Below are 26,133 nucleotides of genomic sequence, written 5' to 3'. Positions count from 1 at the left end.
GTTATTCTGCGTCGCTGAAGGCGTAGTGCAATTCGTTATCCCGACTGCTGATCCGCACCCCCGCCAACGCCTTGCCCTCCAGCATGCGCGTGAGGAATTCACGGCTCATGTCCGGCAGCAAACTGTTGGTCAGGATCGTATCGATCATGCGCCCGCCGCTCTCAGTCTCGGTGCAGCGCGAGACGATCAGGTCGACCACCGCGTCGTCATAGTCGAAGGCCACCTTGTGCGTACTTTCCACGCGCTTCTTGATGCGGTTCAACTGCAGGCGGGTGATCGCCTTGAGCATCTCGTCGCTCAGCGGGTAGTACGGAATCGTCACCAGGCGGCCGAGCAGTGCCGGCGGGAAAATCTCCAGCAACGGCTGACGCAATGCCTTGGCGATCTCTTCCGGCTCCGGCACATTCGTCGGGTCCTTGCACACGCGGGAAATCAGCTCGGTGCCGGCGTTGGTGGTCAGCAGGATCAGGGTGTTCTTGAAGTCGATCACCCGGCCTTCGCCGTCTTCCATCACGCCCTTGTCGAACACCTGGAAGAAGATCTCATGCACGTCCGGGTGGGCTTTTTCCACCTCGTCCAGCAGCACCACGCTGTAGGGTTTGCGCCGTACGGCTTCGGTCAGCACGCCGCCTTCGCCGTAGCCGATGTAACCCGGTGGTGCGCCCTTGAGCGTGGAGACCGTGTGCGCTTCCTGGAACTCGCTCATGTTGATGGTGATCACGTTCTGCTCGCCGCCGTACATGGCTTCGGCCAGGGCCAGGGCGGTTTCGGTCTTGCCCACGCCCGACGTGCCGGCGAGCATGAACACGCCAATCGGCTTGCTCGGGTTGTCGAGGCCGGCGCGGGAGGTCTGGATGCGCTTGGCGATCATCTGCAAGGCATGGTCCTGGCCGATGATGCGTTTTTTCAGGTGCTGGTCGAGGTTGAGCACCGTCTCCAGTTCGTTGCGCGCCATGCGGCCCACCGGGATGCCGGTCCAGTCGGCGACCACCGAGGCCACGGCCTGGTAATCCACGGTGGGCAGGATCAGCGGGGTTTCGCCTTGCACGGCGCTGAGGCGTTGTTGCAGGTCTACCAGTTGGGCGCGCAATGCATCGTTGCCGCTATCAACCACGCCTGCGGTTTCGCGCAGGGTCGCGCGGGTCGCGAGCAGTTCGTCCACCAAGGCTTTTTCTTCGGCCCAGCGGCTTTCCAACGTTGCCAGACGCTCGCGTTCAGCGCTCAAATGCGCTTCGCTGTTGCTTTGGCGTGCCCCAATCGCAATGCCGATGGCATGTTCGCGGGCGATGATTTGCAGCTCGGTTTCCAGCGCTTCGATGCGGCGACGGCTGTCGTCCACTTCCGCCGGCACCGCGTGCAGGCTGATGGCGACGCGGGCGCAGGCGGTGTCCAGCAGGCTCACGGATTTGTCCGGCAACTGGCGTGCGGGGATGTAGCGGTGGGACAGCTTCACCGAGGCTTCCAGAGCTTCGTCGAGGATCTGCACCTGATGGTGTTTTTCCATGGTCGAGGCCACGCCGCGCATCATCAGCAGCGCCTTGTCTTCTGACGGTTCAGCCACCTGTACCACCTGGAAACGGCGGGTCAGCGCCGGGTCTTTCTCGATGTGTTTCTTGTACTCGGCCCAAGTCGTGGCAGCCACGGTACGCAAGGTGCCACGGGCCAGGGCGGGCTTGAGCAGGTTGGCCGCGTCGCCCGTGCCGGCAGCGCCACCGGCGCCGACCAACGTATGGGCTTCGTCGATAAACAGGATGATCGGCTTGGGCGACGCCTGCACATCCTCGATGACCTGGCGCAGGCGCTGTTCGAACTCGCCTTTCATGCTTGCGCCGGCTTGCAGCAGGCCGACGTCCAGGCTGCGCAGTTCCACATCCTTGAGCGCTGGCGGCACGTCACCGGCGACGATGCGCAGGGCGAAGCCTTCGACCACGGCAGTCTTGCCCACGCCCGCTTCGCCGGTGAGGATCGGGTTGTTCTGGCGTCGACGCATAAGGATGTCCACCAGTTGGCGGATCTCTTCGTCGCGGCCGACAATCGGGTCGAGCTTGCCGCTGCGCGCCTGTTCGGTGAGGTCGACGGTGAAGCGCTTGAGGGCTTCCTGCTTGCCCATGGCACTCGGCGCCATCGCGCCGCTGGCTTCACCCGGAACGGCGCCGGCGTTAAAACCATCGCTGGCGCTCAGGGCGTTTTCCGGCGAGTCGCCGACGTATTCGTCAAAACGCTCGCTCAGCGCTTCGGCCTTGATCTTGTCGAACTCGGCGGACAAACCCAGCAATGCATGGCGCAAGTTTGGCGTCTTCAAGATGCCCAGCACCAGGTAGCCGGTGCGCACCTGGCTTTCGCCAAACATCAGGCTGCCGTAGACCCAGCCGCGCTCTACGGCTTCTTCCACGTGGGACGACAGGTCGGTGATCGACGTCGAGCCGCGTGGCAGGCGGTCCAGGGCTTCGGTGAGGTCACGGGCCAGGCGCGCCGGTTCCACGTTGAACTGGCGGATGATGCGGTGCAGGTCCGAGTCCTGCAGTTGCAGCAACTGGTGAAACCAGTGCGCCAATTCCACATACGGGTTACCGCGCAATTTGCAGAACACCGTGGCGGCTTCGATGGCCTTGTAGGCCACGCTGTTGAGTTTGCCGAACAGCGCGGCGCGACTGATTTCACCCATGCTCTGGATTCCTTGAGGTGGTGGCGTGATCGGCGTAATGCCGGGCCAGGATTAGGTCGTTGGCGTCTCGCTCGGGTTGACCGAGCCAGGTATTGAAGCCCAGGCGGAACTGCCCATTGAGTTGCAGCGCCGGCACTTCGGGTTGTTGCAAAACCAGGTTCAAGTCCCAGTCCAGTTCATGGCCCAGGTACTCGGCGACCCACGCCACCAGCTCGTTGAACGGCTGCTGGCCGGGCAACATGCCCATGTAGTCGTCAAGGGTGAGCGGGCCGAGGCGGATGCGAAATTTGTGCTGGCGGTCCCACACATGGCTGCCCAGGCAAAAGTCCACGCCCAGGCGGTTGGCGCTGACGCCGACGCGGCTGCGTTCGGGCAGTTCCAGCCATTGGCCGACGTACTCTTCAATCGCCACCGGCAGGCCGAAGTACTCGCCGAGGATCGCCTTCAAACCGTCCGGGTAACGGGTTTGCGCCGACAGGTGGCCGCTGTAGTGCAGCTTGGCGGTGTCGGGAATCAAACCCTGATTGAGCAGGCTTGGCATGCCACGGCCACTCAAGGCGGCGAGGCGCGCGGACCAGTAGTCATCGTCCGGGCGGTCGTGGCTGACGGTTGGCCGCGCCTCGGCCCAGGCCCGGTAAAACAGGCTGAGCAGGCGATGGTGGAACACGTCGAGGAACTGTTTGCTGGTGCTGTCGGCGTTGTTGCGCTGGCGCTCGCGCACGTACTCGGTGATGTGCAGCGGCAGCGGGCCGTTGGGGCCGCCGAGACCGAAGAAGAACTGCTCCAGGCGCGCCGGTTTGCCGTCGCCGCCGGGATCGACCGACGCCAGCGTGGCCGGGGCGAAGGTGCAATCGGCTTGTTGACCGAGGCGCAACGGGTCGTCTGCCAGGCGCAGGGAATGGCCCAGGCGCGGCAGGTCCGGCGATTCGCACTCGATCCGCCGCAATGCCTGGAAGAAATCGTATTCCCAGGGCTCCTGATGCATCGCGTCCAGGGTCTTCACAGGGTTGGCCGCCGCCCGGGCTTGGCTTTCCAGCGCATGATCTCGCCGCGTTCGGTGGTACGGATCACCGTTTCGGTAAAGCTGTTGATCGACACGTAGCGCGCCAGGAAGCGTTCCAGCACCGCGCCGAGGAGGAACACGCCGGTGCCGCGAAACGCGTTTTCATCGAACTCCAAGGTGATCTCCAGGCCGCGACCAAACACAATCGGGCCGGGCATCGGCAGGCGGCGGGTCACGGCTTTGCTGCTGACTTCGCGCAGGCCTTCGATCTGCAATTGCAGCGCCGCATCGTTGCTGTCGCCGTACAGGCGCAGCAGTTCACGCAAGGCGCCGGCGCCCTGGCCTTGTTCGCTTAGCGAGAGGTAGTTGAGCGACAGTTGGCTGATCAATCGCCACGCCTTGGCATCATGCGCATGGCTGGCGCGCGGGCGGCTCGGCCCGGCCACGCAACGCACCGCCAGCACCGGCGCGCTGTCGGCCAGGGTGAAGTCGGTCTTGCCATTGCCCACGCTCATGAACAGCGGCAAATCGCGGTTGGTACACAGCGCGGTAACGCCGAGTTGACGCAAGTCGTGGCCGTACGGCGCCTGGCGGCTGTCCACCAGGCTGACAAAGGTTTCGCTGCCCACATAGGTGGAGCGCGGGCCGTTGCGGCGCTGGTCGCTGGACAACACGCGAGGTTCGCGGCGCACCGTGTAATACGCCTGGTCGCGGCCATAACGCGACGGATCACGCACGGCGTAGAACGGCAAAAACGGCTGCTCCGGCCCGGTGCCGTGGCCGGTGAGGCCGCTGAGGGAATGAATCTCGAAATCCATCGGCCGCGTGCGGTCGGCGATCACATGGTGTTCGTTGACCCGGTCGGACAGGTGGATACGGTCCACGCGTTTCGGGAATAGGTTGATCGCCGGCGTGCAGAACGGCAGGAACTGCGCCGCGCCGACGCTGCCTTCCAGGCTTGGCTCGTGACGGTCGAACAGCACGATCAGTTCCAGCTCCTGGCCGTCGCAGCGCTTGACCGCGCGGCTCAGCTCGGCAAATTCGACGAACAGATAGCGGTGGGGCAGGGCGAAGTATTCCTGCAGCAGGCGATAGCCCTGGAACGCCCGCGCCACCACCGGCATGGCGGCGTCGGCGTCGTCAAAACCACGGGAGCGCAGCGCGTCTGGCGGCAAGCGCTCGACCCAATCGCCACCGGGCTTGCGCGCGAACACGGCGCAGGCATTGCCGAGCAGTTGTTCGTAGAGGCGAAACGGCTGTTCATCCGCACCGCTGAGGTACAGCGGCAGCGTGTCCAGGTCGAGGCTGTTGAACGGCAGTTCGGCACCGGTGCGCAGGGTCAGGCGCAGGCCGGCCTTGGCCTTCGGTTCGCTGGCGGCCAGGCGCCCGAGCACGGCGGCGGGGTTGCCGAAGTACTCGGCGTTGCTCACTTGCAGCGGCCACAACGTCACCGGGTGGGCGGTGCGGTACTCGCAGCAGGTCTGGGTTTCGCGGCCCAGCGCGGCGCGCAGGACGGTGTCGCGGGGCAGGGGGAAACCGCTGGCCAGCGAGCCTTCGTCCGGGTCGGTCTGCAATTGCACCACGGTCATCGACGGCGTTGGCGCCAGGTAGTGCGGGTAGGCGATTTCCAGCAGGTTGTGGGTGAAGGTCGGGTACTCGGCGTCGAGCTTGAGCTGCACGCGGGCAGTCAGGTAGGCAAAGCCTTCCAGCAAGCGTTCGACGTACGGGTCGGCGCAGTCCATACCGGACAGGGTCAGCCGACTGGCGATCTTCGGGTATTCCTTGGCGAACTCGGCGGCGCTTTCGCGCACGTGGTGCAGTTCCTGGTTGTACAGCTCCAGCAGGCGCGGGTTCATGGGCGTCTCCGCTGGTCGGCGTTGACCACGCGCACATGGCCGGACTCCAGGTCGAGGTCGGTTTGCAGCAACAGGCGCAACGGCACCGGCTGTGCCCACAGGTCGCCTTCGATCTCGAAACTCAGCGCGTTGTGGTTCATCTCGCCATGGCCGACGCGGGCTTTGACCCGCAAGGTGTGGCGCAGGATGCGCGGTTCAAAGGTGGCGATGGCCTGGTAGATCAGCGCTTCGAGCGCCTTGATATCGACGCTGGACACACTGTTGCCCGCCAGCGCCGGCAGGCCGTAGTTGACCACCGAAGTCCCGGCCGGGGTGTGCAGCGTGGCATCGGCATCCAGCAACGACGTGGTGTTGAGCAGCCACGCCAGGTCGCGCAGCACCGAGGCTTTCAATTGGGTCAGGGACAGCACGCGTTTGTCGGCGCTTTCCTTGGGATTGGTTGGATCATCATCGGTCAACCGGTCCAGCAGGGACGGTTGCAGACGGTCGCGGGAAGCGATTTCAGTGACCACCAAAGCAGCTCCACGGACGGGTTGTGAGAGGGGCAATTGAACTGAGGCCGTGGCGCTGGGCCACGGCCACAAGGGCTATCAGCGCTTGGTGTTGGAACGGATATTCCAGCCAAACTTGATCGCGCCGCCGTCTTTGGTGCCGTCGGCTTTCTGCGGCTGGTAGTCGACCATCACCTGGGCGAAGTTCAGGGTGACGTTCTCGGTCAGGCGATCATCGGAACCCGAACCGCCAGTGCTCAGGGACGTGACCAGCACTTCTTCCAGGTTGATCACCATGTACTCGACCTGGCTTTCACCACCGGCCTTGCGCACGGTCAGCTTGACCTTGTCGATGTGCTTGCCGCTGGCGCAGTGCATCATCAGGTTCGGCGAGGCTTTGTCGACGTACTTGGTCAGCGACAGGTCCTGGATATTCACCTTGCCTGCACCGCCGCCACCGCCCACGTGCATGTTGCCGGACTGGGCCATGCCCCAGCTCCAGTTCAACACGTCGATTTCGTCCTTGTGGGCCTTGTCCATGGACTCGCCCTTGATGTCGCCGATCTTGATGAAAATATCAACAGCCATGTTTTCTCCCTGTGTGGCCCAAGCCACGAAATTTGTTTAAGCCCGATGGGGCTTTGCTTTTCTGTGGGAGCTGGCTTGCCTGCGATAGCATCACCGCGGTCTGACTGGCAGACCGCGTCGCCTGCATCGCGGGCAAGCCCGGCTCCCACAGAAGAGCCAGTTCACCAGCTACTTACGCGCTTTTTGCCGAAGGCAGCTTCGATACCAGGCGCAGCGACACGGTCAGCCCTTCCAGCTGATAGTGCGGGCGCAGGTAGAACTTGGAGTTGTAGTACCCCGGGTTGCCTTCCACTTCTTCGACGATCACTTCGGCCGCTGCCAACGGGTGCTGGGCCTTGGTGGTTTCGGTGGAGTGGGCCGGATCACCGTCCACGTAGTTGAGGATCCAGTCCTGCAACCAGCGCTGCATCTCGTCCTTCTCTTTGAACGAACCGATCTTGTCGCGCACGATGCATTTCAAGTAGTGGGCGAAGCGGCAGGTGGCGAACAGGTACGGCAGGCGCGCGGCCAGGTTGGCGTTGGCGGTGGCGTCCGGGTCGTCGTATTCGGCCGGTTTCTGCAACGACTGCGCGCCGATGAATGCGGCGAAGTCGGTGTTTTTCTTGTGCAGCAGCGGCATGAAACCGTTCTTCGCCAGCTCCGCTTCACGGCGGTCGCTGATGGCGATTTCGGTCGGGCACTTCATGTCCACGCCACCGTCATCGGTAGGGAACGTGTGGGCCGGGAGGTTTTCCACTTCACCGCCGGACTCCACGCCACGGATGCGCGAGCACCAGCCGTAGTGCTTGAACGAACGGTTGATGTTCACCGCCATCGCGTAGGCAGCGTTGGCCCAGGTGTACTTGGAGCTGTCGGCGCCGTCGGTGTTTTCTTCGAAGGCGAAGGCTTCCACCGGGTCGGTCTTGGCGCCGTACGGCAGGCGCGCGAGGAAGCGCGGCATGGTCAGGCCGATGTAGCGCGCGTCTTCCGATTCACGCAGGGAGCGCCAGCCGGCGTATTCCGGGGTGGTGAAGATCTTGGTCAGGTCGCGCGGGTTCGACAGTTCCTGCCACGAGCCCATGCCCATCACGGTCGGCGAAGCGGCAGCGATGAACGGGGCGTGCATGGCGGCGCAGACTTTCGACAGCTCGCCCAGCAGTTCCACGTCCGGTGGCGACTGGTCGAAGTAGTAATCGCCCACCAGGCAGCCGTAAGGTTCGCCGCCGAACTGGCCGTATTCTTCTTCGTACATCTTCTTGAAGATCGGGCTCTGGTCCCACGCGGTGCCCTTGAATTTCTTCAGGGTCTTGTGCAGGTCCGGCTTGGAGATGTTGAGCACGCGGATCTTCAGCTGCTCATCGCTCTCGGTGTTGTTGACCAGGTAGTGCAGGCCACGCCAGGCGCTTTCCAGCTGCTGGAAATCCGGGTGGTGGATGATCTGGTTGACCTGGGCGGTGAGCTTGGCGTCGATGGCGGCGATGATCGATTCAATCGACTTGATCGCGTCGTTGGACACCAGGTCAGTCTGCGCCAGAGCCTGTTCAGCCAAGGTGCGCACGGCGGTTTCCACGGCTTCGCGGGCACGCTCGGTCTTGGGCTTGAACTCTTGCAGCAGCAGGTTGGCGAACTCGCTGGCTTCCTCGGTGGCGCCCAGGATCGGCGCGCCTTCGCGGGCGGTATTGTCACTCATGATTACTGCTCCCCTGCAGGCTTGGGCGCACTGGCAAGTGCTTGCAGCAATGCCGGGTCCTTGATCGCCTTCATGATGATTTCTTCAGCGCCGGTCTTGCCGTCCATGTAGGTCAGCAGGTTGGCCAGTTGGGTGCGGGCTTCGAGCAGCTGGTTCAGCGAATCGACCTTGCGGGCCACGGCGGCCGGGCTGAAGTCGTCCATGCTTTCGAAGGTGATATCCAGGCTCAGGTTGCCTTCGCCGGTCAGCTCGTTGGGCACGTGGAACGCCACGCGCGGCTGCATGGCCTTGAGGCGCGAGTCGAAATTGTCCACGTCCACTTCGAGGAACTTGCGATCAGCCACCGGCGCCAGAGGCTCGGCGGGCTTGCCGGCGAGGTCGGCCATCACGCCCATCACGAAGGGCAGTTGGACCTTTTTCTCGGCGCCGTAGAGCTCGACGTCGTACTCGATCTGCACCCGAGGCGCGCGGTTGCGCGCGATGAATTTCTGAGAACTTTGCTTCGCCACGTTGCTGCTCCTGGTCGCTTGAGCGACGGTGTTGTTACTGCACGGCCGGGCGGTTTACTCGCCGTCCGGGCCGCGCAGGTTTTCAAATTGGGACATGCCGTCGGGAATCAGATTGCGCACGATCGCCGCAAAGTCGGCGTGCACCAGGTTCTTCGCCCGGTTCAACAGCACCGGCAGCGGGCTCGAAGGCTCGTGCCGGGTGTAGTACGCAAGGATCTTGTCGAGGCTGCGCAGCACGTCATCGCGGTTGGCGATATCGCCCAGCGGGCGCGGTGCTGCGGGGGCGGCGGCGGGTTCGACCGAGGGGGCATTGTCTTCACTGACGGCCTCGGGAACGCTGCTGCCGGGTACGGCTTGATTGAGGATTTGCAACGCCTGCTTGAGCGGTTGCTTCAAGGCGCTGAGGTCCACGCCCTGGGCGGAACCGACCTGCTCGTTGACCTGTTGCTCGATGGCTTCGCAGGCCGCCCGCGCGGCGCTCAAGGCATCGCGGGTGGCTTGCAGCTGCTCGGGGTCGCTGTCGAGGAACGCGGCGTGGAGCTGCTGGGCGCCGAGTTGTTCATCGGCAAACGACTGCAAACCGCTGGCGTTCAGCGCCGCGCGCAGGCTCACCGGGCCGAAGGTGCGCGAGCGCGTGAGGATGCTTTCGCGCAGCAGGCGGATGTTGGTGTCGCAAGTCAGGCCGGTGAGGGCGTTGATGCGTACGGTCGGGTCGTTATCGTCGTCGGCGTCCAGGCGCGGATGCAGCTCGGCCCAGTAGTCACGCAGCAGTGCGTTGATCAATGAGAGGACTTGCGCCAGCCCGGCCACACCCTGGAGGGCGAGGGCACTTTGCAGCAGGAAATGGGTGATGCGCAGGTCTTTGCTGCGTTGCAGCAAATCGAGGCTTTGCTGCTGGATGTCGCGCCATTGCGGTGGCTCAGCGGGCAGGATCGAGTCGCCCATGCTGCGCTCGGGTTGGCCCTTCGCGGCACGCTCTAGTTGAAGAAAGTCCGCGTCATATTCCATGTCTTCGCCACACGGCGAATTCGCGGAAACGGCGGCGAGCAGCAACGGCACATCCACTGAATTTGATCTCCTTATCAGCCCGTTAGATGGCGGGCAATGCATGCATTAGTTGCGCGAGGAACTTTGCATGTTTTCTCGGTCATATAAGCAAGATGCCACTAGTGTGCCATCATGGTTATCTGAGAAGTTGTGCATTTTTGGTGTAGTACTTACGCCTTGTCAAGGTAAGCTATTCGCCCTCTGTGACAGATGTGCGGTGCTTAACAACCTGCGCGACTGGTGGGTCTAACGACGTACCGGGACAGGATTTTTGTCATGGAGCCCGGTTAAGATCAGCCATTGTGCGGGTGTTGCAAGGTTTTACGGTGGGTTGCACGACCTTATGGAGAGACTTTCTGGAACTAACGTTCAGGAAGTAGAGCGCGCGCGAAGTATCAGCAAGGAGGCAAGATGTCGCTGTGTTTGACTATCACTAGTTATCACAAGATCACCCCAGGGCAATGTGCCGAAAAGTCCATGGATCAGGGCGTGATGGCTATTGGCCGCAGTTTGCATAATGACTGGGTATTGCCTGACCCTGAGCGCCTCGTCTCCTCGCAACATTGCGTTATTCAATACAAAGATGGCCGTTATTATTTAACCGATAACAGCACCAACGGCGTGGAGTTGGTCAACGCCGGTATTCGTCTGCGCCGGGGGAACAGCGAGCCCTTGGAAAATGGCGAGTTGATCCGCATCGGTGACTACGAGATCCAGGCGCGTATCGACTTTAACGTGCAGGCCGGCGACAGCCAGCCATTTGCCGCCGATGCCGCGAACAGTTTTGAAGCGCTGATGGGCGCCGTGGCGAACAAGCCGGTGATCGCGCCGCAGTTCCAGGGCGCCTCGTCGATGGACACCCTGCCGGACCTGTTCGACTTCCTCAGCCCCAGCGCCGTACCGCCGCCGACCGTGGCTGATCATGTGCCGTCGGAGCAACACGACTTCCGCCCGCCGACCCCCATTGCCGTCGAAAAACCCGTGGCCTCGGCGTCGGTGATCCCGGATGACTGGGACCTGTTGGCCGACGCCCCCGCGCCCGTCGTCGCGCCGGTAATCCAGCCGCCACCGGTGGCCGTCACCCCGCCACAAACCGACCTGCTGCAAGCCTTCCTGCGTGGCGCCGGCCTCGACCAGTTGAACCTCGACAAGGCCCAGGCTGAGGCGCAGATGGAAAACATCGGCCGCAGCTACCGCCTGATGGTCGAAGGCCTGATCGACGTGTTGCGTGCCCGCGCGAGCCTCAAGGGCGAGTTCCGCATGCAGCAGACGATGATCCAGCCCGCCGAAAACAATCCGTTGAAATTCGCCCCCAACGCCGACGAAGCGTTACTGCTGCTGCTTCGCCACGGCAACCAGGCGTTTATGGCGCCGGACGCCGCCGTACGTGACAGTTTCAACGACCTGCGCGCCCACCAACTGGCGGTGATGGCCGGGGTGGAAGCGGCGATCAAGCACCTGCTCACGCGCTTTGAACCGGCGCAGCTGGAAGAGCGGATGGGCAAGCCCGGCGGCTTGTCGAGCCTGTTCAACGGTTCGCGTCAGGCCCAGTACTGGCAGCAGTTTACCGAGCTCTACAGCAATATTTCCCGCGAGGCCCAGGAGGATTTCCAGGACCTGTTCGGCCGCGAATTCAGCCGCGCCTACGAAGACCACAGCGCACGACAGCGTCGCTAAAAACCGCACGACATGGATTAACGGATAGCTAAGTACGTCATTGAGGACGCAGGATGATTCCCAGGTTTTTACTCGCAGTTGCCACCGTGCTGCTGCTGACGGCGTGTGCCAAAGACGCCGTCGCGCCCGCCGCAGCCCCTGAGGTTGAAGCGGACACCGCGGCCATCGAGTTGCATTTCCACGCGATCAGCGGGCTCAACCCCGGCGCCAGCGGCCAGGCCGCGCCAGTGCGGGTGCGCATCTTCGAATTGAAAAACGCCGCCACCTTCGCCCGTTCCGATTACTTCGCCCTGGCTGACCGCGCGCAATCCACCCTCGGCCTGGACCTGCTCGACCAGGACGAAGTGGTGGTGCAGCCCGGCCAGCAATTGAGCATCCAGCGCGACCTCGACCCGGCCACCCGCCAGATCGGCTTGCTGGTGGGCTACCGCGAGCTGGACCGCGCGCAATGGCGCACGGTGATCAACGTGCCCGCGCGCCAATACACCGAATACCAGATCAGCCTCGATGTGCGTGCCGTGCGCGCCGACGTCGCGGCCTCCCCATCCAGCCCAGCCCAATAACAAGCAATCGGAGCCCCCATGTCCTGGAACAATCGCGTGGTCTGGTCGGAAGGCATGTTCATCGGAACGCAGCACTTCCAGCAGCATGACCGTTACCTGGAAAACCTGATCGACGCCCGCAGCCGCCCGTTGTCCGCCGGCAGCTGGGGCTTCTCCGAGTTGCTGATCGACCAAGGCCTGCTGGCCCAGGGCAAGCTGGCCATTGTCTCGGCACGCGGCCTGCTGCCCGATGGCACGCCGTTCAACATCCCCCAGGATGACCTGGCGCCGAGCCCGCTGAATATCGACGACAACCTGCGCGACGGCCTGGTCTACCTGGCCTTGCCGCACAAGCGTGCCGGCGCCCGCGACACCGTGGATGAAGGCGAAGCCCTGGAAGCGGCCCGCTACGTGAGCCAGGTGCGCGAAGTGCGCGACGACAACGCGCCGTTCGAAAACCGCGCGCCGGTGGCCGTGGGCTCCCGCGCCTTGCGCCTGCTGACCGCGCAAGACGGCATCAGCGATTACGCCGCCATCGGTCTGGTGCGCATCAAGGAAAAACGCGCCGACCGCGCACTGGTGCTCGACGACACATACATCCCACCGGTGCTGGACGTGGCCGCGAGCAAACCGCTGGCAGCCTTTCGCAGCGAACTGCTGGGCCTGCTGCACCAGCGTGGCGAGGCCTTGGCGGGCCGCGTGGTCGCCTCGGGCGCCGGTGGTGCGTCGGAGATTGCCGATTTCATGCTGCTGCAACTGGTCAACCGCGCGCAGCCGCTGCTCCAGCATTTCAACCAGTTGAGCCCGCTGCACCCGGAGCGTTTCTTCAGCGAACTGGTGAGCCTGGCCGGCGAGTTCTCGACCTTCTCCACGGCAGGTCGGCGCCCGCAGGAATACCCGCAATACCAACACGACGACCTGGCCCTGAGCTTCGCCCCGGTGATGCTGGCGCTGCGTGAAGCGCTGTCGATGCTGATCGACAGCAAGGCCACGCCGATCCCGATTGTGGAGAAGGCCTACGGCATCCACGTGGCGATGCTGGCCGACAAAACCCTGCTCGACAGCGCCAGTTTCATCCTGGTGGTACGCGCCGACGTGCCCGCCGAAACCCTGCGCGCACGCTTCGGCCAGCAAAGCAAAGTCGGCTCGGTGGAGCACATCCGCGACATGGTCAACCTGCAACTGCCGGGCATCAGCCTGCTGCCGTTGCCGGTGGCGCCACGGCAGATCCCGTATCACGCCGGCTCCACCTACTACGAGCTGGATCGCGGCAGCGAACACTGGCAGCAACTGCACAACTCCGGCGGTTTCGCCTTCCACATCGCCGGGCAGTTCCCGGGCTTGAACCTGGCCTTCTGGGCGATCCGAGGATAATCCGCGATGCACCCCAATGATGACGATCGCACCCAGTTCATGCCGCGTCCCGGTGGCCGCGCGCCGGAACCTGCGCGTGCCGAGCCTGCGCCTTTGTCGGTGCCGGCCGCGCCGATGCTCACCGGCAAGGGCCAGGGCCTCAACCCCCTGGAAAGCGCCGCCGGCCCGTTGCTGGCGCTGCTGACGCGCCTGCGCAATACCATCGCCCACCCGGCGCCAGCCAGCCTGCGCGCGCAATTGCTGGCGTACCTGCGCCAGTTCGAAGAGCGCGCCGAAGCGGCCGGCATCGCCCGCAACGAAGTGCTGCTGGCGCGTTACGCGCTGTGCACCGCCCTCGATGAAGCGGTGTTGAGTACGCCGTGGGGCAGCACCAGTGATTGGGGCAAGCAAAGCCTGTTGATTACCGTGCACAACGAAGCCTGGGGCGGCGAAAAAGTCTTCCAGTTGCTCGACCATTGCCTGCAAAGCCCACGGGAACGCCTGTACCTGCTGGAGTTGCTGTACCTGTGCCTGTGCCTGGGTTTCGAAGGCCGTTACCGCGTGATGAGCGACGGGCGCAGCCAGTTGGAAGCCTTGCGCGAGCGCACGGCGGCGGCGATTCGCAGCGCCCGTGGCGAACACGAACGTGAGCTGTCGCCCCATTGGCGTGGCGTCACTGTGGCGCGGGATCGCCTGGCGCAATTCATGCCACCGTGGATCACCGTGGCCATCGGTGTGGCGCTGTTGCTGGCGCTGCTGTTCGGTTTGCGCCTCAAGCTGGCGGCGGATGCGGAGCCAGTGTTCAAGAATATCCATGCCCTGGGCGAGATCCCGGTGCAGGCCATCGACCGCCCCGTGGCCCAGCCGAAAGTCATCGAGCGGCCACGCCTGGCGGGTTTTTTGGTGGACGACATCAAGGCCGGTCGGGTGGCCGTGGAAGATGCGGTGGACCGCTCGGTGGTGACCATTCGCGGTGACGAACTCTTCGCCTCCGCCAGCGCCAGCATTGTCGATGACTACCAGCCGCTGATGCTGCGCATCGCCGATGCCATCCGCAACGTGAAGGGCCAGGTGCGCGTCACCGGGCACAGCGACAACCGCCCGATTGCCACGCTGCGCTTCCCGTCCAACTGGGCGCTGTCCGAGGCACGGGCCAAATCGGTGCTGGATATCCTCGCGGCGAAGACCGGCCAGGGCGAGCGCTTCAGCGCCGAAGGGCGCAGCGACACCGAGCCTGTCGCCACCAACAGCACAGCCGAAGGCCGCGCCCGCAATCGTCGGGTTGAAATCACCGTATTGGCGGAGGGCGTCGAGTGAAGGCGTTGTTCAGTTTCATGATTCGCTGGGTGATCCCGTTGCTCGGGCTGATCGCCCTGAGCCTGATCATCTGGTTTGTCGGGCCGTTGCTCGACGTGTTGGTGCCTGAAGGGCGCCGCTGGGCGCTGATCATCCTGGTGTTCGGCGTGTGGCTGGCCTACCGCATATGGCGCATTGTCCAGGCGCAGCGCCAAGCCGCCGAAGTGATGCGCAGCCTGGCCGCCGAAACCCCGGCCGATCCCAACAGCGTGGCCACCGCCGAAGAACTCAGCACCCTGCGCCAGCGCATGGACGAAGCCCTGGCCCTGCTGAAAAAAGCCAAGCTCGGTGGCGATGAGCGGCGCAACCTCTACGAGCTGCCGTGGTACGTGATCATCGGCCCGCCGGGTTCGGGCAAGACCACCGCGCTGGTCAATTCCGGCCTGCACTTCCCGCTGGCCGCGCAGTTGGGCGCCGGCGCGGTGCGTGGCGTCGGCGGTACGCGCAACTGCGACTGGTGGTTTACCGACCAGGCCGTGTTGCTCGACACCGCTGGCCGCTACACCACCCAGGACAGCAACTCCACGGTGGATAAAGCCGCGTGGCTGGGCTTTCTCGACCTGCTGAAAAAGCAGCGTTCGCGCCGCCCCATCGATGGTGCGTTCATTGCCATCAGCCTGTCGGACCTGCTGCTCGGCACCGACGCCGAGCGCGCCGCCCACGCCGCTGCCATCCGCCTGCGTATCCAGGAGCTGTACACCCAACTGGGCGTGCGTTTCCCCATCTACCTGATGCTCACCAAGCTCGACCTGGTGCCGGGTTTCATGGAGTACTTCGACAACCTGAGCAAGGAAGAACGCGCCCAGGTGTGGGGCATGACCTTTGCCCTGGATGACGGCAAGAACAGCGACAGCCCGCTGGCCCACCTGCAAAGCGAATTCGCCGGGCTCGAACAACGCCTCAACGAACGCCTGGTGGAGCGCCTGCAACAGGAACGCGACCCGGCGCGGCGCGACCTGATCTACGGCTTCCCGCAGCAGTTCGGCGCGTTGAAGGATTGCCTGCAAAGCTTCCTCGAAGGCGTGTTCAAACCCAATGCCTTTGAAGAGCGCGTGTTGCTGCGCGGCGTGTACTTCACCAGCGGCACCCAGGAAGGCAGCCCGATTGATCGCCTGATCGGCGCCATGGCGCAGAGCATGAACCTCGACCGCCAGCACCTCGCGCGGCAGAGCGGCACCGGGCGCAGTTACTTCATCGAAAAACTCTTCACCGCCGTGGCGTTTGCCGAGCGCGGGCTGGTGGGTGTGAACCCCAAGGTCGAGCGGCGGCGCAAGTGGATTGCCCGTGGTGTGCTCGCGGCCACCGTGGCGTTGGTCGTGGTGGTCAGCGGCCTGTGGTGGGTGAGTTACCGCGCCAACCAGGCCTATATCGCCCAGGTCGACCAGAAGGTCGCGCCGTTGGGCCAGGCCGTGCAAAACCTGAGCCCGGCGCAACGCGACATCCTTGCGGTACTGCCATTGCTCAATGCGGTGAAGAACCTTGCGGGAGATTCGCCAAGCTTTTCCGAAGGCTTGGGCTTGTATCAGGGCGACATGCTTGAAGCCGAGTCGGCCAGCGTCTACCGCAAGCTGTTGATCGCCGTGTTCGCGCCGCGTTTGGTGACGCGGATCGAGGAGCAACTGCACGGCGGCGGCAATTCCGATTTCCTCTACGAAGGCCTCAAGGCCTACCTGATGCTCGCCGACAGCGAGCATTACGACCCGGACTTCATCAAGGCCTGGATCGCCCTCGACTGGGACCGCAACCTGCCCCGCGACTTGCCGGCGGATCAGCGCCAGGCCCTGGCCGGGCACTTGCAGGCGCTGTTCGAACGTCATCCGCCGAATGCGCGGCTTGATCCGCGCTTGATCGACGACCTGCGTCGGCAATTGCAGCAACTGCCGGTGGCCCAGCGCGTGTACGACCGGGTCAAGCGTCAGAAATTGCCGGAAGGCATCCCCGACTTCCGTCTCAACGAAGCCGCCGGCCGCGATGCGGCGCTGGTGTTCAGCCGTAAAAGTGGCAAGCCGTTGGGCGAGCCGTTGAGTGGTTTCTTCACCGCCAAGGGTTATCGCCAGGCGTTCCTGCTCAGCAGCCTGAACCAGACCGGCACCCTCGCCGAAGAGCAATGGGTGCTGGGCCATGAACAGGCCGATCAGCAAAACGTGCTCAGCCTTGCCGGGGATGTGCGCCGCCTGTATTTCCAGGACTACCAGCGCCAGTGGGATGCGCTGCTCGCCGACATCGACTTCGTGCCCATCACTAGCGTGGCCCAGGCCGCCGATGTGCTGCGGGTGATTTCCGGGCCGACCTCGCCGCTGAAAAAGCTGCTGGTGGCGGTGGCCAAGGAAACCGATCTGCAAGCCGAAGAACGCCAGTTGGCGGCCAAGGGTGTGCCGGTGGAAGGCGGTGTGGACAAGCTCAAGGAGCGCCTGGGCAATCTGCTCGGTCAGGAGCAGCCAAGCGCGAATACAGCGCCGGCAACGGATGATCCGGTGACCGCGCACTTTGCCGAACTCAACAGCATCGTCAGCAAGAACGAGGGCGAACCGGCGGCCATCGACGGCCTGCTGGCGGACATGAACGCGCTGTATGTGCAGGTCAGCGCCATGGTCGGCGCCAGCGGCGATGCCTTGCTCGGCGAGGCGAAGAACCAGGCGGCGGCTGCGGCCACGCGGGTCAGCCTGAATGCCGAACGCCAGCCGCCATTGGTGCAGGGCATGGTCAAGTCGGTGGTCAACTCCACCACCAACAGCATGATGGGTGGCGTGCGCAACCAGTTGAACGCGGCGTGGATGAGCGAAGTGGTCAACGTGTATCGCCAGTCGCTGGCGGGTCGTTACCCGATGTCGCCGGGCAGTGCGCGGGACGCGACGCTGGATGATTTCGGCATGTTCTTCGGCGTCGGCGGGGTGATGGACAACTACTTCCGCAAGTACTTGCAGCCTTACGTGGACACGTCCGCGCAGACCTGGCGCTGGCAGCCGGGCGCGGCGCAGAAGTTGGGGATTGCGCCGGGTGTGCTGCAAACCTTCCAGCGGGCCGCGACGATTCGTGATGCGTTCTTCCGCGCGGGCGGCACCCAACCCATCGTGCGTTTCGAACTCAAGCCGGTGTCGATGGACCCGACCATCACCCAGTTCCTGCTCGACCTCGACGGCCAGCAACTGAGCTACGACCACGGTCCCAGTCGCCCGGTCGCCATGCAATGGCCGAACCCCGGCAGCATCGGCGTGGTGCGCCTGTCGATCCTGCCGCCGGCCGCCAGTGGCCGTTCCGGCGTGACCCTGGATGGCCCGTGGGCGTGGTTCCGCCTGCTGGAGCAATCGGACCTCAGCGCCGGCAACTCGCCAGACCGCTTCAACCTGCGCCTGCGCGTGGATGGCGCGAGCATTGCCTACGAGTTGCGCGCCAACAGCGCGTTCAACCCGTTCAAGAGCCGTGTGCTCAGCGGCTTCAGCCTGCCGGAGCGGTTATGACGATGGTGGGTTTCTACGGCAAGTTGGCCAGCCGTGGCGACTTTGTCAGCCGCGCCTTGCCCCAGAGTTTTGTCGGCCCGTGGGACAGCTGGCTGGCGGCGGGTTTGCTCGCCAGCCAACAGCGCCTGGGGGGCGACTGGCTCAACGTGTACCTGGTCAGCCCGCTGTGGCGCTTTGTGCTGGCGCCGGGCGTGTGCGGGCCGGATGCGGCGGCGGGCGTGGTGATGCCGAGCATTGATCGGGTCGGGCGCTATTTCCCGTTGGCGGTGGTCACGTTGCTCGACCACGACACCAACCCGGCGTCCCTCGTCGGCGGGCCGGACACCTGGTTTGAACAGGCCGAAGAGCTGCTGCTCAGTACCCTCGACAGCGGCGCGACCTTTGAAGGCTTCAACGCCGGCATCGACGCACTCGGCGTGCCGCTGACCGAACCGCGTGCGGTGGACAGCCGTTTCGCCGGCCTGCAACGGGTGGCCGCCACCTTGCCCCACGGGCGCATGACCGCGCTCGCCGAACAGGCCTGCGAAGGCGCGAGCCTGTGGTGGGGGCGCGGTTCTGAACGGATTGCTCCAGGTTTATTGCGGTGCCAGGGTTTGCCTGCCACCGACGATTTTGCGCAGTTTTTGCTCGGACAAGAAGGTGTGGTGTAGATGGGCGCGACGTACAAATCCGCGAGCAAAAGCCATGTGGGCATGGTGCGCCAGGTCAACGAAGACGCGTGCCTGGACCTGCCGGAAAACCGCCTGTGGGTGGTCGCCGACGGTATGGGCGGGCATGCGGCGGGGGATTACGTCAGTAGCCTGATCGTCGACAGCCTGCGCACGGTGCCGCCGGGCCGCTCCCTTGAGGAGTATTCGGCGGCGCTGCGCAACGACCTGATCCGCATCAACGCCGCCGTGCGTGAAGAAACCGCCAACCGTGGCGTGACCCTGATGGGCAGCACCGTGGTGCTGCTGGCCGCGCGCGGCTTGCGCGGCGTGTGCGTGTGGGCCGGTGACAGCCGCCTGTACCGCCTGCGCGACGGCGTGCTGGAGCGTATCTCCCGCGACCACAGCTACGTGCAAGACCTGCAAGACAGCGGCCTGCTCAGCGAAGCCGATGCCCGCGTGCACCCGCGCGCCAATATCGTCACCCGCGCCATTGGCGTCGAAGCGCAATTGGAACTGGCGGTGATCGACCTGCTGATCGCGCCCGGTGACAGCTACCTGCTGTGCAGCGACGGCCTCAACAAGACCGTCGAAGACCACGAGATCCGCGAGGTGCTCAGCCATGACGCACCGGACGAAATCGTGCGCAGCCTGGTGCACCTGGGGCTTAACCGGGGCGCGCCGGACAACATCACCACCATCGTCGTGAAGGTCTCGGCATGAATATCCTGATCCCCGGCTACGACATCCACGGCGAGATCGGCGAAGGCGCCATGGCCAGCGTGTACCTGGCGACCCAGCGCTCGCTGGAGCGCAAGGTGGCGTTGAAGGTGATGGCGGCGGCGCTGGCGGCCGACCCGACCTTCTGCGAGCGCTTCCTGCGTGAGGGCAAGACCCTGGCGCGCCTCTCGCACCCGCACACGGTGACCATCCATGACATCGGCAACGTCAGTGAACTGTATTACATGGCCATGGAATACCTGCCCAACGGCACGCTCAAGGAGCGCATCGCCGCCGGCATGACGCCGGAACAGGGCGTGACGCTGATCCGCCAGATCGCTTCGGCGCTGGGTTATGCCCACGCGCAAGGCTTGGTGCACCGTGACGTCAAGCCGGCAAACATCCTGTTTCGCGCGGACGGTACAGCGGTGCTGTCGGACTTCGGCATCGCCAAGTCCCTGGACGACCGCACCCAGTTCACCCAGGCTGGTTTTGCCGTGGGCACGCCGAGCTACATGAGCCCGGAACAGGCGCGGGGCCAGGAGATCGACGGCCGCGCCGACCTGTATGCGCTGGGTGTGGTGCTGTATGAAATCCTCGTCGGCAAGCTGCCCTACAGCGGCACTGATGCGCTGTCGACGGCGCTGGCGCACCTGACCGAGCCGTTGCCGGAATTGCCGGTGCACCATGGCCGTTATCAGAGCGTGCTGCGCAAGCTGTTGGCTAAAGATCCCGCCGAACGCTTCCCGGATGCGGCGGCGTTGTTGCTGGCGCTGGATCAATTGCCGATGGATGCGCCGGAGGCCACCTTGGTGCGGCCGCTGCCGATCCCGATGAGTTTTGATCTGGCGGGGATTACGCCGGAATCCATCGAGATCCCCACCGACAAACCCCAGCCGCTGCGCCAACCGGTGGTGCCGCCGACCCAGCACAGCGAACAGCGCCGTGGCCCGGTGCTGGCGCTGGCGGCGGTTGCCGTGGCGGTGGCGTTGGCGATTGGTGGTGCCAGTTATTGGTGGTTGAGCGGCAGTGATGCACCGGTGGCTAAGCCGCCGATTGCAGCAGTGCCGAGCGGGGCACCGGTCGCGCCCGACGTGGACGGCGGCCAGCGCCCGCTGCTGATGGCGGGCAAGAAAACCCTGTTCCAACGTGTGCTGAGCAAGCCCGGCGCGAAGCTTTCCAGCGACGCCGGCAGTGCGCCGGGCAAAGCCTTGCCGGCGTTCTCCGTGCTCTATGTGTACCAGCGCAAGGACATCGACGGCAGCCCATGGGTGCGTGTCGGCGCCGCCACCGATGGGCGCAGCGACGGTTGGTTGCCGGCGGCCCAGGTCAGTGACTGGAAGCAGAGCCTGGTGCTCAAGTTCACCGAGCGCTCGGGCCGCGCGCCGGTGATGTTCCTGCGCCAATCGGCTGAGGTGGAAAAGCTCTTGGCCGATCCCGCCGCTGCCAAGGGCGCCTTGGCCAAGGCGCAGAAAAACAGCGACGACAACAGCCAGGTCCTGGCCCTGGAACCGACCGCCAGCGCCGTGCCGCAGAACCAGTTCTACCTGTTGCCGATCTTCGACGCCAAGGAGAGCTTTGACGAAAACGGCCAGCCGGTGCAGTTGCTCAATGTCGCGTCCATCGACCCGGGCATCCGCGCCGCCAAACCGGTGGCGAATGCCGATGCCTTCCGCACCGCCGTGGTGTTGGTGGTGGATACCACCGTGTCGATGCAGCCCTATATCGACCAGGTCCGCGACGTCGTGCACGAGCTGCAAACCCGCATCGCCGAGCGGGGCGAGTTGGACAGCGTGAGCTTTGGCATGGTCGGTTTTCGCAGCAGCGTGAAAAAGACGCCGGGCCTGGAATACGTGGCCAAGACCCTGATCACCCTGGACCAGGGCCGCGACCCGCAGCGCTTCCTCGACATGGCGCGGCAGGTCAAGGCGTCCACCGTCTCCAGCCATTCCTTCAACGAAGACGCGTTTGCCGGCGTGATGCAGGCCGTCGATGGCATGGATTGGTCGGGCTACGGCGGGCGCATCATCCTGCTGGTCACCGACGCCGGCGCACTGCGCAAGAACGACCCGTTCGCCGCTACCCAGATGAACGAGGCCGAAGTGCGTCAGGCGGCGTTGGGCAAGCAGATCAAGATCTACGCCCTGCACCTGCGCACCGACGCCGGCAAGGCCACCCACGCCGGTGCCGAGAGCCAGTACCGCATCCTTACCGCCGACGCCAACCCGCAGATCGGCGACCTCTACACGGCGGTGCCGGGGGGCGATGTGCGCAAGTTGGGCCAGCGTGTGGATGAGATCGGCACGGTGTTCGCCAACCTCGTGCATCAGGTGCGCAGCAACACGCCACAGCCGTCGCCGTTGCTGGGCAGCGCGCCGAGTCTGGCGGACAAATCCGCCGCCGTCGGTTATGCCATGCACATGGACTTCCTCGGGCACAAAACCGCGAGCCAGGCGCCGCAACTGGTCAGCGCCTGGACTGCCGACCGCGACCTCACCAACCCGGCGCTGCCGGCGTTCCAGGTGTGCGTGATGCTGACCAAATTGCAGCTCAACGACTTGCAGCAGTCGCTGAAACTGATCGTCGACGCCGCGCGCAAGACCCAGACCTCGCCGAAGGATTTCTTCCAGGAAATCGCCAGCGCCTCGGCCTATATGAGCCGCGACCCGCAAGCCTTGCGCAAGGGCGGCAACCTCGCCGATGGCGGCCTGCTTGGCGAATACCTGGAAGGTCTGCCGTACCGCAGCAAGTCGCTGAACATGACCCAGGACTTGTGGTTGTCGTTGAGCGTGGCCGAGCAGGAAGACTTTATCGATGAGCTGGATTCGAAAATCCGCCTCTACGAAACCTTCCACAACGACCAGGCCAACTGGGTGCGTTTCGGCGACGCCGAGCCGGGTGACGCGTTGTACCGCGTGCCGTTGTCGACGTTGCCGTGATGCTGGACCTGAGCGCAGTGCACAAGAGCCGGGGCATCGGTAGCCAGCGCTATAGCCTGGTGATTCCGGCGCTGCATTTGCGTGCGGGTGAGCAAGTGGCGATTGTCGGGCCGAGCGGCTGCGGCAAGAGCACCTTGCTGGATGTGCTCGCGCTGGTGTTGGCGCCGGATCAGGTGGGGCGGTTTGCATTCCATCAGCAGGACATTGCCGGGCTGTGGCGCGCGGATCAGCAATCGGCCCTGGCGGCGCTGCGCAGCCGGCACCTGGGGTATGTGCTGCAAACCGGTGGCCTGCTGGGCTTTCTGGATGTGCGCGGGAATATCGCCCTGTCTCGGCAACTGCTGGGGTTAAAGGACGACGGCAGTGTCGCGCGCTTGGCCGAGCAACTGGAAATCAGCGATCAGTTGGCGAAAAAACCTGCGGCGTTGTCGGTGGGCCAGCGCCAGCGCGTGAGCTGCGCCCGCGCCCTGGCCCACGCGCCGCAACTGCTGCTGGCGGATGAACCCACCGCGTCCCTTGACCCGTTGAATGCCGAGCGTGTGATGCACGCGCTGCTGGCCCAGGCCCGCGAGCACCGCGCCGCCTGTGTGATCGCCACCCATGACGAACCGCTGGCCCGCGCCAGTGGCTTGCAGGTGCGGCGCATCAGTTGCCGCCGCGATGCCGACGGCGGCGTCACCGCCACCCTTGGGGAGGCGTGCTGATGCGCATCGCTCTGGTGGCGTCCCTGGCCTGGCAGGACTACCGCAACGACGCGTGGTTGTCGGCGTGTTCCGTGTTGGCATTGGTGGCGGTGATCGCGCCGTTGCTGGTGTTGTTCGGCCTGAAATTTGGACTGGTTAGCAGTTTGACCGAACGTTTGGAAAACGACCCCGCCACCCGTGAAATTATTCCGCTGGGCGGTGGTCGATTCAGCAGCGCATTTATCGAGCAGTTGGGTCAGCGCAGTGAAGTGGCCTTCGCGGTCCCGCGTACGCGGCAGATTGCGGCGACGGCGCAGGTGGGGGCGTTGACCCTGGAAATGCTGCCGACGGCGCCGGGTGATCCGTTGCTGCAGGCGCTGCCGATGCCCCAGGGCCTCGACCAGATTGTGCTCAGCCACACCGCTGCCGAAAAGCTCGCGGCGCGGCCCGGGGATTGGCTGGAAACGCTGTTTGCGCGGCAAGTGGCGGGGCGTGTCGAGAGCCAGCGCACACGCGTGCAAGTGCTGGCGGTGTTGCCGCTGGCCGCCTTTGCCCGGGACGGTTTGTTTGCCGGCTTGGGCCTGCTGGAAGCGGCGGAAGATTATCGCGACGGCCGAGCAGTGCCGGCGTTGGGTTGGACGGGAGAGGCGGCGAGTGAGCAGCGGATCTATCCGGCGTTTCGCTTGTACGCCCGCAGCCTCACCGATGTTGAACCATTGCGGGTGTTTTTCGCCGAACAGAACCTGTTGGTGTCGACCCAGGCGCACACCATCGCCCAGGTGCAGTCGTTGAGCCGCAACCTGTCGATCGTGTTCTGGGTGATCTGCGGCTTGGCGTTGGCGGGGGCGTTTGCGGCAATCTTCGCCGGGGCGCTGGCGGCTGTGGCGCGCAAGCGCCGGGAATTGTCGGTGTTGCGCCTGTTGGGATTTTCCACCGGCGGGCTATTGGTGTTTGTGCTGCTGCAAGCGCTGTACAGCGCAGGTTTTGCTGCCGTGCTCAGTGCCGGGCTGTATGGCCTGGCCGAGGCGGGTTTGAATCAACTTTTCGTGCAGGTGTCGGGCGAGTACGCCAGCCACCTGTTGGCGCGTCATTACGGCCTGGCCCTGGTTGCAGTCATGGGCGTCAGCGCCGTGGCGGCGCTGTGTGGTGGTTGGCGAGTGGCGCGGATCCAGGCTTCTGAAGGAATCAGAGATGTATAAGTTACTGGGCGCCGCCGTGGCGCTGAGCCTGGCCTCGATGGCCTGGGCCGATGAAGCGAGCGATAGACTCGATAATCCAAAACCCTTGGAAGGCGACGTCAGCCTGCCGTTGCCGTGTGACGGCAACATGGTGTTCCGCTACGTCTACGTGCTGGCCCAAGGCACCCTGGATGACCGCGAGATCAGCCTCGGCTACCCCTTCGCCGAGGGCGAGGCGGGTTATCAACAGTCGTTCATTTCCGGCTACCGCCGCGACTTTATCAACGGCCAGTTCACCCTCAAGGACCTGCCCAAGGCGTGGAGCAAAGTCATCACGCCCTTGATACCGAAGACCGACGCCAAGACCCCGCTCAAGCCGATGCTGTACTTCATCGGCAAGTACGAAGTGACTGCTCGCCAATACGCCCAGGTCATGGCCCAGGCGCAGTCGTTGGCCAGTGGCGAACCGGCGCCGGCCTGCGACGTGCCCAGCGGCATGGCCGGGCGGTTGCCAGAGGTGAAGTTGTCGCGCTTTGAAGCGGAGCGCTTCTCGGCGGTGTACAGCGCGTGGCTGCTGAAATACCACCGCGACCTTCTGCCGGTGAGCGGGCGCGGTTCGTCGGCGGAGGAGGGCGGGGTCGGTTTTGTGCGTTTGCCGACAGAAGTTGAATGGGAATTCGCCGCGCGTGGCGGCCAGGCGGTGAGCCGTCAGGACCTGGAAGGGCGCCTGTTCCCGCGCCGCGCCGAAGGCAGCGACAGCGACGGCCCGCTGGGCGACTACGCAGTGTTCAACCAGGTCGCTGGCGGCACCGGCCAGGCCGCGCGCCTGATGCCCATCGGCACCAAACTGCCCAACCCCATCGGCATGTTCGACGTGATCGGCAACGCTGCCGAGATGGTCCAGGAATCCTTCCAGCTGGTGCACGCCGGGCGTCGCCAGGGCACCTATGGCGGCTTTGTGGTCAAAGGCGGCAACTACCTGGAAGGCGAGGGCACGCTGTTTACCGGCATGCGCCGCGAGTACCCGCTGTTTGGCGCCGACGGCACCGAGCAAAGCAACGAGACCACCGGTTTTCGCGTGGCGATTGGCGCGCTGTCGGCGCCGCGTTCGCGCTACAAGGAACTGTTTGCGCAGTGGCAGAAAGAAGGCCGCCTGGCCGCCCTGACCGACGCCATCGACGACGCCCAGGACCCGACCAAGCGCCTGGACAGCATCATCGCCGCCAGCGCCGATCCCAAGCTGCAAGCCGAGCTGGGGCTGGTCAACGAAGAGCTCAAGCGCAACGTCTCGCTGATCGCCCAGCAACGCGAAGAAGCGGCGGGCAACCTGATCCAGTCGGCGGCGTTGGTGGCCGAAACCATCGGCAACTACAACATCCGCCTGGCCAATTTGCAGAAGAGTCGCCAGCAGGCCGTGGACAACAAGGATGACGCCAGCGCGCAGCTGTTTGCGATGGCCATCACCAACGGCCGCAGCGCCCTCGACGGCGCGGTGGCGATCTATATCGACAACCTGGCCACCGGCACGCGCTACACCGATGCGGTGATCCAGGCGCAGTTTCAACGGATCAAGGAAGAGTTGGATCGCAAGCCGGTGCTCGGCAAGAGCCTGGTGACGCGCGCGACACTGTTCGTCCGCCATGTCGGCAACTACCGCAAGCAACAGCGGGCCGACCCGGCGACGATCTTGAAGGAATTGCTCGCAGCGAGCGGTCAGCGATGAGCGCTGGCTGTAGGGCGAGCTTGGAAGGG

19 protein-coding genes are annotated in these 26,133 nt (G+C 64.5%); 11 read left to right on the top strand and 8 right to left on the bottom strand.

Features of this window, described 5'->3' with window-relative positions:
- Position 1 precedes the first annotated feature (1 nt).
- The 8 genes from tssH to tssA form a co-directional block, all read right to left on the bottom strand.
- On the bottom strand, positions 2-2,665 hold the full coding sequence (tssH, locus tag PSH87_RS27980) for a type VI secretion system ATPase TssH (protein WP_305431864.1): 2,664 nt from the start codon (positions 2,663-2,665) through the stop codon (positions 2-4).
- The gene (gene tssG / locus PSH87_RS27975) at positions 2,658-3,701 is read right to left on the bottom strand and encodes a type VI secretion system baseplate subunit TssG (protein ID WP_026136666.1); all 1,044 of its coding nucleotides are present in this window, start codon (positions 3,699-3,701) and stop codon (positions 2,658-2,660) included. The genes tssH and tssG overlap by 8 nt, the downstream gene beginning before the upstream one ends.
- Positions 3,665-5,524 (bottom strand): type VI secretion system baseplate subunit TssF, encoded by a 1,860-nt coding sequence (gene tssF / locus PSH87_RS27970; protein ID WP_305431863.1) that lies wholly within the window; start codon positions 5,522-5,524, stop codon positions 3,665-3,667. Before tssF ends, tssG begins: the two co-directional genes overlap by 37 nt.
- Positions 5,521-6,036, bottom strand: coding sequence for a type VI secretion system baseplate subunit TssE (gene tssE / locus PSH87_RS27965; protein WP_005792513.1), 516 nt, complete (start codon positions 6,034-6,036; stop codon positions 5,521-5,523). The genes tssF and tssE overlap by 4 nt, the downstream gene beginning before the upstream one ends.
- Positions 6,037-6,114: 78 nt before the next feature.
- Positions 6,115-6,603 (bottom strand): type VI secretion system tube protein Hcp, encoded by a 489-nt coding sequence (locus PSH87_RS27960; RefSeq protein ID WP_017735732.1) that lies wholly within the window; start codon positions 6,601-6,603, stop codon positions 6,115-6,117.
- Between the two features lie 172 nt (positions 6,604-6,775).
- Entirely contained in the window at positions 6,776-8,272 is a 1,497-nt protein-coding gene (gene tssC / locus PSH87_RS27955) for a type VI secretion system contractile sheath large subunit (protein WP_257781762.1), read from the bottom strand.
- Positions 8,273-8,274: 2 nt separating this feature from the next.
- Positions 8,275-8,781, bottom strand: a complete 507-nt coding sequence (gene tssB / locus PSH87_RS27950; RefSeq protein ID WP_003195557.1) for a type VI secretion system contractile sheath small subunit — start codon at positions 8,779-8,781, stop codon at positions 8,275-8,277.
- A gap of 54 nt (positions 8,782-8,835) precedes the next feature.
- On the bottom strand, positions 8,836-9,846 hold the full coding sequence (gene tssA, locus PSH87_RS27945; protein WP_305431861.1) for a type VI secretion system protein TssA: 1,011 nt from the start codon (positions 9,844-9,846) through the stop codon (positions 8,836-8,838).
- A 393-nt stretch (positions 9,847-10,239) separates the two neighbouring features.
- Between tssA and tagH the strand changes: the two genes are divergently transcribed.
- From tagH to PSH87_RS27890, 11 genes are read left to right on the top strand one after another with little or no spacing between them, the layout of a single operon-like run.
- Positions 10,240-11,505, top strand: coding sequence for a type VI secretion system-associated FHA domain protein TagH (tagH, locus tag PSH87_RS27940; protein WP_017735735.1), 1,266 nt, complete (start codon positions 10,240-10,242; stop codon positions 11,503-11,505).
- A gap of 53 nt (positions 11,506-11,558) precedes the next feature.
- Positions 11,559-12,068 (top strand): type VI secretion system lipoprotein TssJ, encoded by a 510-nt coding sequence (gene tssJ, locus PSH87_RS27935; RefSeq protein ID WP_017735736.1) that lies wholly within the window; start codon positions 11,559-11,561, stop codon positions 12,066-12,068.
- Between the two features lie 18 nt (positions 12,069-12,086).
- Positions 12,087-13,421, top strand: coding sequence for a type VI secretion system baseplate subunit TssK (gene tssK, locus PSH87_RS27930; protein WP_305431859.1), 1,335 nt, complete (start codon positions 12,087-12,089; stop codon positions 13,419-13,421).
- Positions 13,422-13,427: 6 nt separating this feature from the next.
- Positions 13,428-14,717, top strand: a complete 1,290-nt coding sequence (locus PSH87_RS27925) for a DotU family type VI secretion system protein (protein ID WP_305431858.1) — start codon at positions 13,428-13,430, stop codon at positions 14,715-14,717.
- Positions 14,714-18,214, top strand: coding sequence for a type VI secretion system membrane subunit TssM (tssM, locus tag PSH87_RS27920; RefSeq protein ID WP_305431856.1), 3,501 nt, complete (start codon positions 14,714-14,716; stop codon positions 18,212-18,214). Before PSH87_RS27925 ends, tssM begins: the two co-directional genes overlap by 4 nt.
- A complete protein-coding gene (gene tagF, locus PSH87_RS27915) occupies positions 18,211-18,864 on the top strand; it encodes a type VI secretion system-associated protein TagF (RefSeq protein ID WP_305431855.1) in 654 nt (217 codons plus the stop codon). The genes tssM and tagF overlap by 4 nt, the downstream gene beginning before the upstream one ends.
- Complete coding sequence (locus PSH87_RS27910) at positions 18,865-19,584, top strand: PP2C family serine/threonine-protein phosphatase (protein WP_305431854.1); 720 nt, start codon at positions 18,865-18,867, stop codon at positions 19,582-19,584.
- Complete coding sequence (locus tag PSH87_RS27905; RefSeq protein WP_305431852.1) at positions 19,581-22,520, top strand: serine/threonine-protein kinase; 2,940 nt, start codon at positions 19,581-19,583, stop codon at positions 22,518-22,520. Before PSH87_RS27910 ends, PSH87_RS27905 begins: the two co-directional genes overlap by 4 nt.
- On the top strand, positions 22,520-23,224 hold the full coding sequence (locus PSH87_RS27900; RefSeq protein WP_305434375.1) for an ABC transporter ATP-binding protein: 705 nt from the start codon (positions 22,520-22,522) through the stop codon (positions 23,222-23,224). The genes PSH87_RS27905 and PSH87_RS27900 overlap by 1 nt, the downstream gene beginning before the upstream one ends.
- The gene (locus PSH87_RS27895; protein WP_305431851.1) at positions 23,224-24,402 is read left to right on the top strand and encodes an ABC transporter permease; all 1,179 of its coding nucleotides are present in this window, start codon (positions 23,224-23,226) and stop codon (positions 24,400-24,402) included. Before PSH87_RS27900 ends, PSH87_RS27895 begins: the two co-directional genes overlap by 1 nt.
- On the top strand, positions 24,395-26,104 hold the full coding sequence (locus PSH87_RS27890; protein ID WP_305431850.1) for an SUMF1/EgtB/PvdO family nonheme iron enzyme: 1,710 nt from the start codon (positions 24,395-24,397) through the stop codon (positions 26,102-26,104). Before PSH87_RS27895 ends, PSH87_RS27890 begins: the two co-directional genes overlap by 8 nt.
- The last annotated feature ends 29 nt before the right edge of the window (positions 26,105-26,133 follow it).

This window comes from Pseudomonas sp. FP453, assembly GCF_030687495.1.
Lineage (GTDB): Bacteria > Pseudomonadota > Gammaproteobacteria > Pseudomonadales > Pseudomonadaceae > Aquipseudomonas.
The sequence above is the reverse complement of the archived record's forward strand: the minus strand, read 5'-3'. Positions and strand labels throughout refer to the sequence as shown.